Source organism: Marinisporobacter balticus, from assembly GCF_004345705.1.
In the GTDB taxonomy this organism is placed as follows: Bacteria; Bacillota; Clostridia; order Peptostreptococcales; family Thermotaleaceae; genus Marinisporobacter; species Marinisporobacter balticus.
Genome location: NZ_SLWV01000018.1, coordinates 54,594 through 73,723 on the forward strand (window position 1 = coordinate 54,594; position 19,130 = coordinate 73,723).

General features: G+C 31.8%; 15 protein-coding genes. 1 reads left to right on the top strand and 14 read right to left on the bottom strand.

The window, feature by feature from the left end:
- Positions 1 to 55: 55 nt before the first annotated feature.
- The 9 genes from EV214_RS12340 to EV214_RS12380 form a co-directional block, all read right to left on the bottom strand.
- The gene (locus EV214_RS12340) at positions 56 to 2,404 is read right to left on the bottom strand and encodes an ATP-dependent DNA helicase (protein ID WP_132246229.1); all 2,349 of its coding nucleotides are present in this window, start codon (positions 2,402 to 2,404) and stop codon (positions 56 to 58) included.
- Positions 2,405 to 2,486: 82 nt separating this feature from the next.
- Positions 2,487 to 4,379: a sensor domain-containing diguanylate cyclase gene (locus EV214_RS12345; protein WP_132246231.1), complete on the bottom strand. Its 1,893-nt coding sequence runs from the start codon at positions 4,377 to 4,379 to the stop codon at positions 2,487 to 2,489.
- A gap of 358 nt (positions 4,380 to 4,737) precedes the next feature.
- Positions 4,738 to 8,172, bottom strand: a complete 3,435-nt coding sequence (locus EV214_RS12350) for a pyruvate carboxylase (RefSeq protein WP_165916358.1) — start codon at positions 8,170 to 8,172, stop codon at positions 4,738 to 4,740.
- 234 nt (positions 8,173 to 8,406) lie between these two features.
- Positions 8,407 to 8,760: a stage V sporulation protein AE gene (spoVAE, locus tag EV214_RS12355; RefSeq protein ID WP_132246233.1), complete on the bottom strand. Its 354-nt coding sequence runs from the start codon at positions 8,758 to 8,760 to the stop codon at positions 8,407 to 8,409.
- Positions 8,761 to 8,777: 17 nt separating this feature from the next.
- Complete coding sequence (gene spoVAD / locus EV214_RS12360; protein ID WP_132246235.1) at positions 8,778 to 9,779, bottom strand: stage V sporulation protein AD; 1,002 nt, start codon at positions 9,777 to 9,779, stop codon at positions 8,778 to 8,780.
- Entirely contained in the window at positions 9,780 to 10,259 is a 480-nt protein-coding gene (gene spoVAC, locus EV214_RS12365) for a stage V sporulation protein AC (RefSeq protein ID WP_132246237.1), read from the bottom strand. It abuts the gene before it with no gap.
- 12 nt (positions 10,260 to 10,271) lie between these two features.
- Entirely contained in the window at positions 10,272 to 11,132 is an 861-nt protein-coding gene (locus tag EV214_RS12370; protein ID WP_132246239.1) for a DUF421 domain-containing protein, read from the bottom strand.
- A 13-nt stretch (positions 11,133 to 11,145) separates the two neighbouring features.
- Entirely contained in the window at positions 11,146 to 11,352 is a 207-nt protein-coding gene (locus EV214_RS12375) for a DUF1657 domain-containing protein (RefSeq protein WP_132246241.1), read from the bottom strand.
- A gap of 122 nt (positions 11,353 to 11,474) precedes the next feature.
- Positions 11,475 to 11,840, bottom strand: a complete 366-nt coding sequence (locus tag EV214_RS12380; RefSeq protein WP_243116652.1) for a phage holin family protein — start codon at positions 11,838 to 11,840, stop codon at positions 11,475 to 11,477.
- A 138-nt stretch (positions 11,841 to 11,978) separates the two neighbouring features.
- On the opposite strand from EV214_RS12380, the gene EV214_RS12385 reads away from it, so the two are divergent.
- Positions 11,979 to 12,185, top strand: a complete 207-nt coding sequence (locus EV214_RS12385) for a DUF1657 domain-containing protein (protein WP_132246242.1) — start codon at positions 11,979 to 11,981, stop codon at positions 12,183 to 12,185.
- 38 nt (positions 12,186 to 12,223) lie between these two features.
- Here the strand turns inward: EV214_RS12385 and ald are convergent, their stop codons facing one another.
- From ald to leuD, 5 genes are all read right to left on the bottom strand, one after another.
- Positions 12,224 to 13,339 carry an alanine dehydrogenase gene (ald, locus tag EV214_RS12390; protein WP_132246244.1) on the bottom strand — a complete coding sequence of 372 codons (1,116 nt, stop codon included), beginning with the start codon at positions 13,337 to 13,339 and terminating at the stop codon, positions 12,224 to 12,226.
- 161 nt (positions 13,340 to 13,500) lie between these two features.
- Entirely contained in the window at positions 13,501 to 14,910 is a 1,410-nt protein-coding gene (locus EV214_RS12395) for a Na+/H+ antiporter NhaC family protein (protein ID WP_132246246.1), read from the bottom strand.
- Positions 14,911 to 15,550: 640 nt separating this feature from the next.
- A complete protein-coding gene (locus EV214_RS12400) occupies positions 15,551 to 16,957 on the bottom strand; it encodes a sigma-54 interaction domain-containing protein (protein ID WP_132246248.1) in 1,407 nt (468 codons plus the stop codon).
- A gap of 222 nt (positions 16,958 to 17,179) precedes the next feature.
- The gene (locus tag EV214_RS12405; RefSeq protein WP_132246250.1) at positions 17,180 to 18,556 is read right to left on the bottom strand and encodes a glycosyl hydrolase family 18 protein; all 1,377 of its coding nucleotides are present in this window, start codon (positions 18,554 to 18,556) and stop codon (positions 17,180 to 17,182) included.
- 73 nt (positions 18,557 to 18,629) lie between these two features.
- Positions 18,630 to 19,121 carry a 3-isopropylmalate dehydratase small subunit gene (gene leuD, locus EV214_RS12410; RefSeq protein ID WP_132246252.1) on the bottom strand — a complete coding sequence of 164 codons (492 nt, stop codon included), beginning with the start codon at positions 19,119 to 19,121 and terminating at the stop codon, positions 18,630 to 18,632.
- Positions 19,122 to 19,130 lie beyond the last annotated feature (9 nt).

A 19,130-nucleotide genomic window follows, 5' to 3' on the forward strand; every position in this document is an offset into this window, starting at 1 on the left:
CTACATCTTTTGTATTAGAAAAAGTATTGGACGCATTGGCAAGAAATTCTTTCTTCTAATTCTCATCATAAAATTTCTCCAATGTCTTAATAATCTCATCTTCTGATTTTATATTTATCCTATGATTCCACTCTCTTGGAAATATTCTTTTATAGTTTCCGTAGTTAAATCTTTCATCGATTAGAAGCACTACCCCTTTATCCTTTTCTGTACGAATGACTCGTCCAGCTGCTTGTAATACCTTGTTCATTCCTGGATACGTATAGGAATAATTAAACCCATTTCCATTTTTTTCATTAAAATAATCTTTTATGATATCTCTCTCTAAACATATTTGCGGAAGCCCTACGCCTACGATGATTGCACCTATTAATCGATCTGCTTTTAAGTCAATTCCTTCACCAAATATTCCTCCCATTACAGCAAAACCTACTAATGTATCTTTAGGATCTTTTTCAAATCCTAATAAATAAGCTTCCCTTTGTTCTTCGCTCATTGTATTTAATTGAATGATTGTGGCATATTCAGGATACTTTTCTTGAAATCTTTCATGAACATCCTGCATATATTTATAGGATGGAAAGAATACTAAATAATTCCCTTTTTTCTGAGATATAATTGCCTTTATATAATCTGCTATACAATTGTAGCTATATTCCCTATCCTTGTATTTTGTTGAAATGTTATTGGCAATCATTAGACAAAGATTATTCCGATCAAAAGGAGAAGATAACATAATCGTCTGATCCGTTTCATCTCCACCCAAAATATACTTAAAATATTCTATAGGCGATAATGTAGCTGAAAAGAATATGGCTGACTTCCCCCTTTTGATCGCTTCACTTAATAGATAAGAAGGATCAAGGCAGAACATTTTTAGCATTACATCTTTATTTTCCTTCTCTATGTAAGTTACATATCGATCATCATAAATCTCTAATATTCTTATAAAAGCTAAGCAATCAAAAAATAATTCTAATATTTCCTTATATCCTTTTGTTCCTTTTTTAGTGGCTAAGAGTTCTTCGCTCTCAGATATGAGTCTGTTTAATAAATAAGATATATTCTCTGGCATTTCTTTTTGTATATACACTTCTTTATCTCCACAAAGTTTCTTCATCTTAAGCATATACCCATTGAGTTTATCTAAAGCTTTAGCAATTGTAGGCTCTTTATCTTTAAATATTCTTTTCAGCTCTAAAAAATGATTTTTATAAAGGTTTGCTGAGAACATTTCACGTGCTCTATCTACTAAATTATGGGCCTCATCTATTAGAAAGGTATAGTCGTTATCTCCAAAATCAAATAGGCCTTTTAGATATACAGTAGGGTCAAATATATAATTAAAATCACAAATAACGGCATCTACCCATGTAGCTAAATCTAGTGAAAATTCAAAAGGACAGATATGATACTTTCTTGAATATGATTCTATTATAGCCCTAGATAATTCATCTTCATTTTGGAGTATATCAAGAATAGCCTCGTTTACTCTACTAAAATGTCCCTTTGCATATTCGCAGTATTCTGGTTCACATCTTGACTCTTCTTTAAAGCAGATCTTATCCTTCGCTGTTAAAGTTAATGTTTTAAAGCGCAATCCTTTTTCTCTCATTTTTATAAAAGCTTCCTCAGCAACCTGTCGTGTGATCGTTTTTGCCGTAAGATAAAATATCTTTGAAGTATATCCTTCACTAAATGCCTTCACTGTCGGAAAAAGAGTTGATATAGTTTTCCCTATTCCTGTTGGTGCTTGTGCAAATAACTTTTTCTGATCTCTAATCGTTCTATAGACCGAAATTGCAAGTTCCCTTTGTCCAATCCGATATTTTTTAAATGGGAATACTAAATCTTTTACTGAGTCATCACGAAGTTTACACCAATCAGAAGTGAAATTTGCAAAAGCCATGTATTGATCTATGATTTGATAAAAAAACACTTCCAAGCTTATAAAACTAAAATTTTTCCTTATATTTTTAAGCAATTCAGTTTCTAAATGAAAATAGGTTAATTGCACATCTATTTTGTCTAATTTATTTTGCAACGCATATATATAAGCATAACATTTTGCCTGCGCCCAATGGAGCTCATTATAATTTTCATGGATTATTTCAAGGGGTTTTGTAGTAGATTTTATTTCATCTATACAAATACCATCGGATTCTTTTATGATGCCATCTGCTCTACCTTCTATTAAAAATGTATACCCTTCATGTTCAAGTTTATGTTTTAGTGTAACCTCAGCTTCATAATTTTCAGCTTGATTCTTTTGTACCTTTTGATGCGCTCTTGTGCCTTCTACAGCTCTTGTCATACTTCTAAAGCTTGTGTCCAAATCTCCAGAACGCAAAATAAATTCAACTAGATTTCTAACAGATATTTTTATCTCATTCGTATTATGCATATGACCAGCCTTTCAACTTATTTCATACCTAATTATACAATTTAAAAACAAATCCCACAATATTACATTATTGTAGGATTTATTAATCAACTATTTTATTTTTCAGCTTCTGCTTATATGCATACATTCGCGTATCGGCAGTTTTTACTAATTCTTTATAATTCTCACACTCCTGAGGGAAGTTTGCAATACCATAGCTGAAACTACAAGTAATATTATTACCTTCAAATATAATGGGATCATTGATAAAATTCTTTGCTATTTTTTCAAATTTTTCTACTAAGCTTTGCGTATTGGTCTCAAAGAAAACACAAATAAATTCATCCCCACCATATCTTGCAAAGATGTCTGAATTTCTAATTGCATCTTTAATTCTACCCGCAAAGTTCTTAATTAACTGATCTCCTGCCAAATGTCCATAGGTATCATTTACAGCTTTTAATCCATTTAAATCAAATACCACCAACAAAAATATTTCATCATATCGAATGGCCTTCTGTATATTCATATCTAATAGTTCTTCAAAATACCTTCTATTATAAACATTTGTTAATTTATCATATCTAGATAAATAAATAGTTTCTTCGTAAAGCTTATGTTTACTAATAGCAATTTCAAATTGATTCCTCATATACTCCATCACATCTAAATCCGTTTCATCATAAACAAAATTCTCTTTGCTATCCAAATTTACCAAACCATATAATTGCCCATCTATTATGATTGGGGTCGTAAGAGAAGATTGTACTTCAATACCTTCTGTATTTTTTAAAATATCTGAAAATTTTTCTTTAAAAATTTCCTTAATGTCATTAATAATCACTGCTTTTTCTATCTTCCCTTTTGTCACATGCCATAAAAATGAATCTTTTAACTGAATGGAAAATCTTTTTGCTTCTTCAGCATCATATCCAATAGATGCGACAATTCTTAGATTTTCTCCTTTATCCAAAATCAATACACATGCAATGTCTGCATTTTCCACTGATTGAACTACCTTTTCTAAAATCAAATCAAATAATTCATTAATACTATTTTGTTCAATCACTGCATGATTCATTTCTAATATAGCTTCTTTTAGTTTTAGCAACCTATTTATTCTTTTTTCAGTTTTCTTGCGCTCTGTAATATCTATAACCACACCAACAATACCCATACTCTTTCCTTTTTGATTTATAATTGAAGCTTTTGTAAAAATAACATCATGTAATACACCATCCGCACATTGCATTTTTGAATCATAAATAATTTTGTCCTGTTCTTTCAATAATTGAACATCTATTTTATGATGCTCATCAGCAAGTTCTTTTGGAAGAATATCATAAAGTGTGTTTCCAATAATATTTTCTCTTTTAAGTCCTAGATATTCTGTATGCGCAATATTAGAATATTTGTAGATCCCTTTGTCGTCTTTATAAAAGATAGGGTTAGGAATTGTATCCATAAGGGTTTGGAGAAATTTAAAGTTCTCTTGAAGGGCTATTTCAGCTTCCTTCCATTCTGTGATGTCTTGTACAGTACCAATAACCTTTTTCTTATTTCCAGAATCATCATATAGAAACATCCCATTTGCACGTATCCATCTTTCATCTCCATTTATTTTTAAAATTTTACATTCTACCTTCTCTATGATTTCTAAGTCTCTTACTTTCCTTATTTTTTCATCTACCATTTTTCTATAATCAGGATGAATAAGGGATACAGTCCAAAATTTGATTTTACCTTGATGGTTTTCTTTGTTCATTCCAAATATTCGATGCATTTCATCAGAAAAATAGAGTCTATTTAATCCATAATCCCATTCCCAACTGCCTAAGTTTGCAATCTCTTGTGCACATTTTAAACTAGCTTCTCTTTCTCTTAAAGCAATTTCTCTTTCTTTTTTTTCAAAATCATATCTTTCTTTGCCACTTTCAAAGAAATTTTTTCTAGTTTTTCGTCTCAATAAGTCTATCATCTTACTAAATACAGACATGTCCTCTCTCCTCTTTGAAAATACAATTTATTCTAAAAAATAGTTTTCACATGAGAAAACTGCCCTTTTATATATTATAATCAATTTATCAAATAATGTGAATTTTTTCAATTATTTTGTCGAAATATTTTGCGCTAAATGAATATCCTTTAAAAAATACTAGGATTTTTAACCATGGGCGGTATAAAAATCAATGAAATGGCTGAGGTTACTGGTGGCATTCACGGCACCAACCGATTAGGTGGCAATTCTTTAACAGATATAATCGTTTTTGGAAAATTATAGGATATAGTGCTTATGAAAATTCAAATTAATTTTTTATAATAAAAAATCCGTGTAATCACACGGATTTTTCGTTTTATTGATTCAATTTTATTAATAATTCTCCTACATCTATCTGCTGTCCTTCTTTTGCAATGACAGATTCTACTACGCCATCTACAGATACTGTAATATTTGTTTCCATCTTCATGGCTTCTACAACGGCAACAATCTGATTTTCCTTCACTTTTTCTCCATCTTTTACAAGTACCTTTATTAAAGTTCCTGGAATACTTGAACCAATTTCTAGTGGATTAGAAGGGTCGGCCATCTGCACAAAATTACCTTCTTTTGCTACTGACCCACTACCTTGATCATAAATTTTTACTGCCCTTCTGCTATCATTCACTTCAAATAGTACGGTTCTATTTCCAGCCTCATCTAATTTTCTAATTTCTAAAAGTTTGATTACCAAAACCTTACCTTCAGCAATTTCTACTTGACAAGTTTCTCCTTCTGTTAACCCATGGAAATAGATATCACTCCCCATTTTACTGAAGTCTCCATGTTCTTCTAAATATCCTAAATACTGTTCAAACACCTTAGGATACAATGCAAAGCTTAATAAATCTTTTTTCGTAGGCTCAATTTGAAATGTTTCTTGTAGATATTTTTCTATTTTGTCAAAATCCTCATGCTCTAAAAGTTCTCCTGGTCTACAAGTAATCGGTTCTTCTCCTTTTAATACAAGTTTTTGAAGTTTTTCACAAAATCCGCCCATCGGTTGACCCATCATTCCCTTAAAATATGCAACTATTGAATCAGGAAATGCCATATCAGTTCCCTTATCATAGATATTTTCTGGCGTCAAATCATTTTGTATCATAAAAATCGCCATATCTCCTACAGCCTTAGAAGATGGTGTAACCTTAATAATATCCCCTAGCATTTCATTTACTTTTTTATACATTTCTTTCACTTCATTAAATCTATGTCCTAATCCAAAACTCTCTACTTGTGGCTTTAAATTTGAATATTGACCACCTGGAATCTCATACTTATAAATCTCTGCAGTACCTGATTTTAGCTCTGATTCAAATTGACTATAAACGGGTCTTACATCTCCCCAATAATCAGAAATCTTTTGAATATCATCTAATATTAATCCTGTATCTCTTGTCGTATTTTCAAAAGCTGCAACAACCGAATTAAGTGCTGGCTGACTTGTAAGTCCTGACATACTATTAATTGCTGTATCTACAATATCTACACCCGCTTCTGCTGCCATAAGTATTGTGGCAACACCATTTCCGCTTGTGTCGTGTGTATGAAGATGAATCGGCATACCTACTTCTTCTTTTAATGCCTTGATCAGTTTATACGCTGAATGTGGCTTAAGGAGTGCAGACATATCTTTGATTCCTAATATATGTGAACCTGTTTTTTCTATCTCTTTTGCCATTTTTATATAATAATCTAATGTATATTTGTCTCGTCTTTCATCTAGAATATCTCCTGTATAACAGATGCAACTTTCTGCAATTTTTCCACTCTTTAGTACTTCATCTATTGCAACCTCCATACCCTTTAGCCAATTGAGTGAATCAAATATTCTAAATACATCTATCCCACTATTTGCAGATTCTTTTATAAATTCTCTTATGACATTGTCTGGATAGTTTTTATATCCTACTGCATTCGCACCTCTTATTAACATTTGCAACAATATATTAGGCACCTTTTTTCGAATGATTTCTAATCTCTCCCATGGAGATTCCTTTAAAAACCTATAAGCTACATCAAAGGTAGCGCCTCCCCACATTTCTACAGAAAATAAGTCTTTTGCCAAGATCGAAGTCTCTTTTGCTATTTTTTTCATATCTTTTGTTCTAATCCTTGTAGCCATTAATGATTGATGTGCGTCTCTCATCGTTGTATCTGTTAATAATAATTTATTCTGATTTTTAATCCATTCTACAACACCATCTGGCCCTTTTTCTTCTAGGATTTGCTTTGTCCCTGTTAAATTTGCTGGTCGTTGTACTTTTGGAACTACTGGCACATCAAATTCTTTTTTATTTCCTTTTGTTTCATTTACAACCTTTTCTCCTATAAAATTAAGTACTCTAAGTTCCTTATCTGCCTTTGGTGTAATCTCAAACAACTCCGGATTATCTGAAATAAATCCAGTATGGCATGTTCCAAGCTTAAACTCTTCATGCGTTAAAACGTTTACTAGGAATGGAATATTGGTTTTAACCCCTCTTATTTTAATCTCTCTTATTGCTCTATTCACTTTTCTTGTAGCATCTTCAAAACTTCTTGATAAAGATGTAACCTTTACCAAAAGACTATCATAGTAAGGACTTATGATAGACCCTGTAAATCCACTTCCACCATCTAGTCTTACCCCAAATCCAGAACCAGTTCTATAAATATCAATTTTCCCCGTATCTGGTGCAAAGTTATTTAAAGGATCTTCTGTTGTTACCCTGCACTGAATAGAATATCCACGAATGACTATATCCTCTTGTGATCGAATACCAATTTCTTCAGAATCGAGGTGATATCCCTGTGCAATTAAAATTTGACTTTGTACAATATCAACCCCTGTAACCATCTCTGTCACAGTATGTTCAACTTGAATTCTAGGATTCATTTCAATGAAATAATGATTGCCATATATATCTACTAAAAATTCAACCGTTCCAGCACTTCTATAATCCACTGCCTTCGCAATTTTTAATGCATCATCACATATTTTTTGTCTTTGTTCTTCTGTAATAGAAAGAGCAGGTGTAAATTCAATCACCTTTTGATGTCTTCTCTGAATGGAACAGTCTCTTTCATATAAATGTACAATATTTCCATACTTATCTCCTAAAATTTGTACCTCTATATGCTTTGGTTTTTCAAGATATTTTTCAATAAATATTGCATCAATCCCAAATGCTTTTTTTGCTTCATTTTTTGCACTATAAAATCCCTGTAAAAGATCCTTTTCATCTCTTACAATTCGCATACCTCTTCCACCGCCACCAGCAGCAGCTTTAAGGATTACAGGATAGCCACAATACTTTGCAAATTCAAAAGCTTCTTTTTCAGATGTAACAGGCTTCTCGATTCCTGGAATTGTTGGAACCCCTACACGATTTGCCACTAATTTAGATTTTATCTTATCTCCTAATTGATCCATCATATGATGATTGGGTCCAATAAATTCTATTCCTGCTTCCTCACACCTTCTAGCAAATTCTGTATTTTCTGATAAAAATCCATATCCAGGATGTATTGCATCTACGCCTTTTTTGAGTGCAATTTTTATAATCTCCTCAATATTCAAATAAGCTTCCACAGGTCCTTTATTCTTTCCTATTAAATAGGACTCGTCTGCTTTTGTTCTAAAAAGAGAATTTTTATCTTCATCAGAATAAATAGCTACAGTACGAATACCTAGCTCACTGCAAGCTCTAAATATTCTTATAGCAATTTCTCCTCTATTTGCTACCAACACTCTCTTGAACTTTTTCATAATATACCTCCCTTTCTGAGAAATCAATTAAACAACTATTTTTCTATGTATATGCGTAAATCCCATCTATAGTTGTATAAATATTCGCTTATAATTATATAATTTTATAATATAATTATAATTTCTACAAGTTGTTTTTTTAAAATATTATATTATTTGAAAATTCGTATTTTTTATATTTAGAATCGTTTCCTTCACAAAAAAAGCAGGAAAACAGCATCCCACTTTTATATACTAACCTTTTGGTTTAAATATCAAAGCTCCCATAAACCCAAAAATTATCGCAGCAGAAATTCCTCCGCTTGTAATTTCAAAAATTCCTGTAAGCACACCAATAACACCACTTCTCTTTGCTTCCATTAAAGCACCCTTTACCAATGAATTTCCGAAACTACATATTGGTACTGAAGCTCCTGCCCCTGCAAATTTTATTAATGGGTCATATAAACCAAGTCCGCCTAATATAGCCCCCACTACAACTAATGTGCTGGTTGTATGAGCAGGTGTAAGTTTAAACACATCTAGCATAATCTGTCCAATAACACATATTAATCCTCCAACAATAAAAGCCCAAATAAATTTTTCCATACATGCACACCTCTTTTCTACATTTCTATGGATACGGCATGAGCAATACATGGTATACTTTCCTTTTGCTGATAAGACATAGGAGACATTAAAGCCCCTGTTGCTACAATAAGTATTCTTTTTAATTCACCTTTTCTCATGCGATTTAAAAAATGTCCATAAGTTACTGTAGCAGAACATCCACATCCACTTCCACCTGCCATAACAGGCTGTTCTTTTTTGTAAATCATGATCCCACAATCGGTAAATATTTTTGAAGGTATTTTCATTCGATGCTTTATTAATAAATCAGCAGCAATTCTATGTCCTACTGCTCCAAGATCCCCAGTAGCAATCACATCATAATAGGATGGATCAATATTTAGATCCCTAAAATGTGTTTCAATGGTATCAACAGCAGCGGGTGCCATAGCCTCTCCCATATTAAAAGGATCAGAAATTCCCATATCAACGATTCTTCCTATAGTAGCTGCCGTCACCCGTGGGCCTTCGCCTTTTCTTGACAATAGGACTGCTCCAGCTCCTGTCACTGTCCACTGAGCAGTAGGAGGCTTTTGAGAACCATATTCTGTAGGATATCTGAATTGCTTTTCAGCTGCTGCATTATGACTGCATGCGCCAGCTACAACATATTTTGCAGCTTTGCTATCTATCAGTAATGAACCTAGTGCCAAGCCCTCCATAGAGCTAGAACAAGCACCAAAGATCCCTAAATATGGCGCCCCTAAAGTACGCGCAGTAAAACTACTAGAAATAATCTGATTCATCAAATCTCCACTAATAAAAAATTGAATATCCTCTTTTTTCTTTCCTGCTTTTTCAATTGCTTTTTCACAAGCCTCTTCTAAAAGTTTCTTTTCTGCCTTTTCAAAACTATCTTGTCCTAGCCATAAATCTTCATGAAGGATATCAAAATCTTCAGCTAAATTTCCTTTTGCTTCGAAAGGTCCTCCAACAGCAGCTGATGACAATATGATTGGTTTTGAATCAAAAACCCATGTTTGATGTCCTCTAAGCATTTACATCCCCCCTAACCACTGAATTGTGATTTTAATAAGCGCCACAACAAATGATGAAAAAACACCATATACAATAACGGATCCAGCAAGTTTAAACATATTTCCACCTACACCCAATACATACCCTTCGCTAGCATGTTCAATAGCAGCAGAAGATATTGTGTTTGCAAATCCTGTAATAGGAATAATCGTTCCACCACCAGCCCATTGAGCAATTTTATCATACACTCCTAATCCTGTAAGTAACACAGAAATCATAATCAAAACAGCTGTAGCAGGATTTCCTGCTGTTATCTCTGTGAAATCAAAATACTCAATAAATATCCACTGAAGACCCTGTCCTATTGTACAGATTGTTCCTCCAATAATAAATGCTCTAAATATATTTCGAAAAACTTTTCTCTTTGGTTCTCTTTCTTTTGCAAAAGCTTGATACTCTTGCTGTGCTTTGGTCAACTTTTTGTTTTTTTTACTAGACATGTTTATCCCCTTCTAATGTGATAAATAACTTTCTAATTTTTTCATAATATCTTGAAGTTTATTTGCATTATTTGAATACATAGTATTTGCATCTTGATTATTCGTTTCTAATGAAAAGGTACGTAAGTCTGATTGACACTTTTGAAGATTTGCATATAATAATTCTTTTACTTTTGGCTGAGATATTTGTATCGCATCATCGAATAAATCTATATACAAATCTCCATTATAATCTACCTGTCCTATAAAGACATTGTCTAAAGATACTCCCAACCCTTTCAATTGCGTTTTTAGCCACCTTTGGTTCAACCCCATATTCCTTAAAGGTTCATCTAGTATATTTCCATCTAAAATAACTGTCTGTGGCTCGCTCTGTAGTGCTACTTTTTTTCCTAAATCATAGGCTGTAACCGGTAATTTATCTGATTTTAATAGTATATTCATTTCACCTGTTGATTCCATTACAGCAAATTCAACATCTGCTAAATTAAAAGCATTCTTAGAACGAAGTTCTCTTAACAGTTCTTCTCCTGTAAACCTTAATTCACTTAAATTTTCTTCCATAACTTTTCCATGTTTTATCAAAACTGTTTCCTTCCCATTGATTAAATCATGAAAGTACTTACTCTTTAATGATAGAAAATCAAATACGATAGGAAGTAAAACCCAAGTAAATAAAGCAATAAAGCCAAATGCTAAATTTGTAATAAAGTTTACAGAAATCAACGCTGCTAAAACAGCAACCACTGTATAGTGAACAAATTGAAAAGGCGTCATTCTAGCAATTTGTCTTTTCCCCATCATTCTAATAAAGGCAAAGCTTATAAAAAAAACTCCTATGGATCTTACAACTATTACTATCCAGTTTTTCATTTCATTCCCTCACTTAATAACCTTTATATTGTGGTTCTTCAAATTCTAATGTTTTTATTCTCTCTTCTAAATCTTTAATGACTTCGCTTGTAGTTTTAGCTGCTTCTTCGAAAGTAGCTTTTGCATTTTCATGTTGGGTTTGTATTGCATATAGTTTTAAAGTACTTTGTATACCTTCTAAATTTGCTAGCGTTTGTTTGACTTTAGCACCAACCGTCATTAGCATTCCTTCCTTTCTAAAATTTCTTGATAGATTTATTTTCCCAATTATTATTTATATTCATTCATAAAAGTGCAAATTGTTATAAAAAATAAAACCCAGACGAATATCCGGGCTTTACGCTATAATACACTTCTTCCTGGAACCAGCATATTGATAATACCTATAGCTAACGCAGCTAAAATTGAACCTATGAAACTAACACCTACACCTTGAACCATAAATCCAGTTGCATAGATAATCAATGCAGATACAATAAATCCTGTAATTCCTCTACCAAAAGGACTAGCATCAAATCCTGTAAACCTTTCTATTAAGTAATCAATTATCCCAATAGCAATTGCAGCCATAAGTAAAGGAATCCAGCCAGTTATAGAAAAGTAGGGTGTAAAGAAAGCAGCAACTGCTAGTACAATCATAGATACAAATACTCTTATTAACATGCCTCCTAAATTTAAATCTTTCTTTTCTCTTTTTTCCTCTTTCAATTTAGGCACCTCCTATTTTTTTATATATACAGTATTTGCGCTTGAAGTTACTTTTATGTATTTTTGTGCTCATATTTTTTTCAAATTAGCGCATACTATATTCGTAAAATAAATTTGAAAATATGGGAGGAAATTTTTATGACTACAATAAATAAACTAGAACAAGCTTTATCTGGTGCAAAAGGTCTTTCTTCGCAATTTAAAACCTTTGCTTTAGATACAGATGATCAGCAAGCCAAACAAATGTTTAATCAATTGGCTACAACTTTGGAAAATGCAACTCAAACCCTTCAAGGTAGAGTGGATTATGTAAAAAATGAAGAACCACAGTATAGACAACAATAATAGATAAAAATCTCTGCTTGTGCAGAGATTTTTATCTATTAAATATCCAAAATTTCTTCAGGTGTTTTATATGGTCTGTTTTGCTTTATTCCAGTTTCTTCCAATGTCAATTCTCCAAAATAGCACGTTAAACCTTTCCTTAAATATTTGTTTTCTTTTAATGCTTTTTCATATCCTTTGTTTGCAATTTGCAATGCATAAGGTAATGTAGCATTGCAAAGTGAATAAGTAGAAGTTTGTGGAAATGCCGCAGGAATATTATCTACACAATAATGGGTAATTCCTTCTTCTACATATATTGGATCATCATGTGATGTAGCTCTACATGTTTCGATAGCTCCCCCTTCATCACATGATACATCAAGAATCAATGACCCTTGCTTCATTATTTTCATCATATCTTTTGATATCATATGGTCTTTTCTCCATTTGGGCCATAAGATACAGTTTACTATAACATCACTTCTTACTAAACATTCTTCTAAATTTTTTGCATTAGAATATAGTAATTCTACATTAGGAGGTAATATTTGTTTTGCTTTTTCAAGCTTATCTAAATCAATATCAAGGATTGTTACCTTATTTCCTAAGTTTACTGCAATTTCTGCTGCACCTATTCCTGCAACACCAGCACCAATGATTGTAATTTCTGGTGTTTTTACACCATGTACTCTAGCTAGCATCAATCCATTTCCACCATTGATTTTTTGAGCATACTGTAGCCCTATTATCATTCCGCCTTTTCCTGCAATTTCACTCATAGGCTTAAGCAGTGGGAATTTTCCATCCTTATCTTCAATATCCTCATAAGCAATACCTACTGTCTTACTTTCAAGTAAAGCATCTGTTTGTTCTCTAAATGCATTAGAATGAATATAAGTGAATAATATCATACCTTCTCTAAGATATCTAAATTCTTCAGGCAACATTTCCTTTACTTTATAGATCATTTCTGCTCTTTTATACAATTCATCTGTATCAACAATGTGTGCTCCAGCTTTTTGATAATATTCATCACTAAAGCCACTTCCTACCCCTGCTCCTTTTTCAATTAATACTTCATGCCCATTTTTAACAAATTCTTTTACGCCATCTGGTACCAGCGCAACCCTGTATTCATTGTTTTTAATTTCTTTAGGTGTTCCTATAATCATTATGTCTTCCCCCTTAAATTTTATGATATATGGTTTGATTTTTTCAAAGAATAGTACCTTTATTCTATTTTTCCACTGCTATAACTCATGTTATGTCTCTATCTAAATATGTGTCGTAATCAAACTACAAAAGTATACACTCTAGGGTTTAACCATAGTTTTTAAAACATACCTATTATCAAATATAGCACCAGTCCTAATCCTGCTGCTACAGAAGCATATGGAAGCTGTGTCTTTACATGATCGATATGGTCACTAGCTGCTCCAAAGGATGAAAGAATTGTTGTATCTGATAATGGAGAACAATGATCTCCAAATACACCTCCACCAGCTACCGCTCCTACTGTTGCAAATACTAAGGTAGTAATCTCTCCACCACTAAATTGAAATGCCAATGGTGCAGCTATAGGAATCATAATTGCATAAGTTCCCCATGATGTTCCTGTAGAAAAAGATATAAATGCACTTAAGAAAAATACTAATGCTGGTAATAATGCAGGTGTTAACCAATTTTCTGTTACTTCTATAATATATTGTGCAGATCCTAATTGTTTACTAATTGTATTAATACTATAAGCTAATCCCAAAATAATAATTGCTGGAATTATACCTTTAATCCCCTGTATACCTGTGCTGAAAATCTCTTTCATCGGTATCTTTTGCATCCACAAAGCAATTCCTAATACCAATACAGCTAACATAAATGCTTCTAATGTTTTTGCTGAACCTAATACAATATAAGTTCCAAGAGCAAAGGTAATAACAACAAGTACTGGCAATATAAAGTTTACAAATATTCTTGGTTTCTTGATTTGTTCTGCCGGTTTTATGTCCGACAACTCTACTCCCATCATTGGTATTGCTCCATCAGCAAATAATTTCCCCTCTTTTAATGCTCTCTCTTCTGCTTTTCTCATAGGCCCAAACTCTGGTATAATCTTTAATGCAAATAATGCAACCATTACAACAGCAAATATAGCATAGAAATTAAATCCTACTGATTTAAAGAATACATTTACAGCCATTGTATTATCTTTTATTGGACCATATCCTACAAGTAAGCCTGCTATATATATTCCCCACGCACTAAATGGTACTAATACACACATTGGAGCAGATGTTGAATCGATTATATATGCAAGTTTTTCTCTTGATATTTTTGCTTTATCTGTTAAATTTCTCATGACTGGTCCAGTAAATAGTGGTGAAAAATAATCGCTAAAGAATATAAACATTCCTAAAAGCCATCCAAACAACTGAATTTTTTTTCTGGATGTAATTTTCGTTTCCATTATTTTCGCAAATTCTTGTGTAGCACCCGTTTTTTGAAAAAAGGCAACCAATATCCCAATAAATACTTCTATTAACAGTACCCATATAAAATCTACATTTCCCATTGCCTTTTCAAATAATCCAGGTACTCCCCACAATCCATCTCCAGTAATAAATAGTCCTACAATACAGGCAAATAATAGTGAAAATGTAGCTTCTCTTGTTATAAATGCTAAGGCTACAGCTATTAGTGCAGGCAGAATTGATAAAAATCCATAATGTACAACAGGGTCCGTCATAATTTTTCCTCCTTATTATTTAATTAGATATTCTTAACTAAATCCTTTTTCATCGTAAATGTTAATATTTTCATGTTAATCTAAAATTTGGATAGATTCCTATATTACTTAATCCTAGACATTGGCCTTACAGTTATTTACTGCCCTCCTTTTATAAACCGAAGTAAATCTTTTCCTCTCCTGTAGCATAAAAATTAATTCAAATTGCGTTTTTACTCCACCTAGATTTTAATTAAATCTATCTAATATATACCAAAACATTTTCATTCTTTTATAATAGCAAATTGTATGCCAAATCTATTTTTAATTTTCAAATCTATATAACACTAGTAAAATGCTCATATATTACATATTTGAATTGTAAAATGAATATTTTATTATTAATATTTGCCTAAAATTCAGCACGTTTTCGTATTTATTCTATAATCCTTTTATTCTTTAAAAGTTTATATTCATAATGCGCAAAAATAAAAAAAAAAAAAAGAAAATTATCTTTGCAAATAAAAGAATTTTCCTTTGTATTACTTTTTAAACAGATAAATATTTAAAATAAATTGTAGCTTTTTCTTATACTATGCTAATTTGCCGAATTTTCAGCAATTTTCACAGATATCTGGCTCATACTCATTATTTATATTTCTTATTCTATTAAAATATTATATTTTATAATTTTATATTGAAGGGTTTGTCTTGGAATATCTAAGAATTTTGCAGCTTTCGAAACATTTCCGCCAGCCTTTTCTAAAGCTTTTATGATCATTTTTTTCTCTATTACTTCTATTACATCATTTAATGGTTGAGTAACTTCTTCTTCATCATAAAAGTAAATATTTTCTGCTGTTTCACTTAAATATACAGGTAAATGTTTCATTTCAATTATTCCATCTTTGACTATATTCATTGCCCCTTCAATAACATGTTGTAATTCTCTTATATTCCCTGGCCAATGATATACAAAAAACAGGGTTTCAACTTCTTTGCTAATTCTTTTTACATATCTTTTTAATAAAGTATTATACTTTTTTAAAAAGTAACGAACAAGTAACAGAATATCTTCTTTTCTCTTTCTTAATGGTACTAACTTAATACTCATAACACTTAATCTATAAAAGATATCTTCTCGAATATATCTTTTATTTATAGCTTCCATAGGATCCATATTCATTGCTGAAATAACTCTTACATCTACCTTTCTATCTTTAGAATCTCCTATTCGTCTCACAACACCATCTTGTAAAACCCTTAATAATTTTGCTTGTAAATTCATAGACATAGAGTTTATCTCATCTAAAAACAAGGTTCCTCCATTAGCAATCTCAAACAGCCCTTGCTTATCCATAGCTCCAGTAAATGATCCTTTCACAGAACCAAACAATATAGACTCAAATAAATTTTCTGGTAAAGCAGCACAATTTTGAGCAATAAAAGGTCTATTTCTCCTTGAACTATAATTATGTATAGATTGTACAAATAGCTCTTTCCCTGTTCCAGTTTCACCATAAACCAATATAGAAGAAGGACTATCTGCAATTAATTTTGCTTTCTCAATATTTTCTAACATTTCATCATTCTTTGTAATTATATCTTCAAAAGAATATTTTACACTTGCAATATTCTTTTTACTTATATCTCCTGTTGTACCTGCTTTTACAGACTCAACATTTTCAAACGCTTCTGATAAATCTTGTATGCTTGTTATATCCTTTGAAAGTTCAATTGCACCTAATACTTTTCCTCTTCTAATGATTGGGATCGTTAGATTTTGTGTATTATATACGCGCCCTTCATAATCACAAAATACTTGATTCTTCTTATATATTGGAACGCCATCCTTTAAACAATTAATGATTGTACTTTCTTCTGCCTCCAAGCCAGGATACGCTTCTAAATAATTTTTGTTAATAAAATCTCTATATTCTTTTTCCTTAGCATTTTCATTAAAGCGGGGATTGTAACGAACTGAATGTACAATTTTTCCTGTATTATCAACAATTAATATACCATCTACATAATCTATATCTATATTTTTGAATTTTCTGATAATCATAAAAAAATCCCCCTTATTATAAAATTTTATTCACATAAAAATATTATAAAATGAATAAACAACATCAAAAGTAAATTTTTAACACTCTATTTATTTTACATTTTTATTGTATCATTTTAAGAATAATATGTATATGTCACACATTTATTAACATATTGAAAGTTAGCTTTTCAAAAAAAAAAAGCTTATATTTCCAAGGAAATATAAGCTTTTTTTTAACGATTATCCTTTTTTAACAACTACGTCTTCTTTAAACATACTCCACATATTAGGGTCTTCCATGCCTAGTCTCCATAGGGCAATTCCCTTTATCCCCATTTCCCAAGCCTTTTGAATCTTTGCATAAATACTTTCTGCGTTTTCAAACCATACTTCATGTTGATTTCCTTGTTCATCTTCATACGCAAACATCGGTGTTTGCGTTTTTTCATCAAAAATAATTTCTTTATTGTATTTCTTAGCAAGCTTCATTGCCATATCATAAGTTGCATAAGTGTTCTTGCTTGTTGTTAAATTGAAATCAAATCCAAAAACGGAGACAGCTGCCACAATTTTTTCTTTTGGCATTTTTGTCATTGTATATTTTAATACTCTTTCCATCCAACCTATAGAAACTACAGGCCCAGGCCCACTCCCTGGCCATCCATGCTCATTATAAAGCATGACAACAAATTCACTCACTGCTTTTCCTATTGTCTCATAATCAAATGGATCAGAGAAAGGGTTAAATGGCTCATCACTTACTCTAGCCGGAATTGAGCCAGATAAATAATATCCTTTTCTTCTCAAGGCTTCTCCTAGCTCCGTATACAGAGCAGATAGATTTTCACTATCTTCTAAATATACATCTTCAATATCAATATTTATACCATCAAAATTATATCGTTCAATGAGTTTTATTACATTTTGTATAAACGCTTGCCGATTTTGTTTGTTAGAAACCAATTCTTTCACAACATCCTTAGACATTGTTTGACTGCCATTCTTGTATAATAAATTATGAACAACAGGCAACATCTTTACATTTTGTCTATGTCCAACAGATACAATATCTTCTACATATGCATCCGTAAAATCTCCAAATTTCACAATAGTTGTTGGATTTTCTTTGTTGATTTGAAATAAAAACAACCCTGTTTCTGAAATAGAATCTGTATTATTCACAAAAGAATCATAAGAACTCGGTAAAGCTGGCCCTTCCTCTAACGTATAGAATCCTAAGTTGGTTACAATTGGTTTTGTTCCATCATATATGAAACGTTTTACAAGTTCTCCTTGAATCCATCCTTGCGTTCCATCAAATAGCTTCACTTTATACCAATCTTTCCAAAAACCTGTTACCGGAAGACGTGCATTTCTATTCATTTTTGCAGTAACAGGATAATAGATTCCTGGTCCTCTACGAATATTCACAACAGCGCTAGTAACAACTACTTCCGTATATAGGGGAATTTTAAGACTTTGACCAACCATCAATGCGGTACTCGTCAAACCATTTAATTCCATAATACTTTCTATGGTTGTATTAAATTTTCTTGCAATACTGTATAATGTATCTCCCGGTTGTACAATATACGTTTCACTTCTACTTCTCCACATTTTTCCACCTTCTCTTTAAAATAACTTCTTTCATATTATCTTATTATTTTATTAAGAAGATGGTTCTTAAATTTTATTTCAATTTCCCACGAACATAATTCACAAGTCCATCATTTACAATAATCTCTTGTATAAATGGTGGAAAGGGCTCTGCCTGATAGCTTTCATTCTTTGTGATGTTTACAATCTTCCCTGTCTCAAAATCGATTTCTACTTCATCTTGTGCATCAATCCCTTTTACAGCTTCCTCACATTCTAATATTGGAAGACCTATATTAAATGCATTTCTATAAAAAATTCTTGCAAATGTACTTGCAATCACACAAGATATACCACTTGCTTTGATCGCAATCGGCGCATGTTCTCTTGAAGAGCCACATCCAAAATTTTTATTCGCTACAATAATATCGTCTTTTTTTACCTTTTGTGCAAAACTTGCATCAATGTCTTCCATACAATATTTTGCAAGTTCGCTTGGCTCTGAAGTATTCAAATACCTTGCTGGTATGATTACATCTGTATCTACATTATTTCCATATTTAAAAACTTTTCCTCTTTTTTTCATTTATTTTTC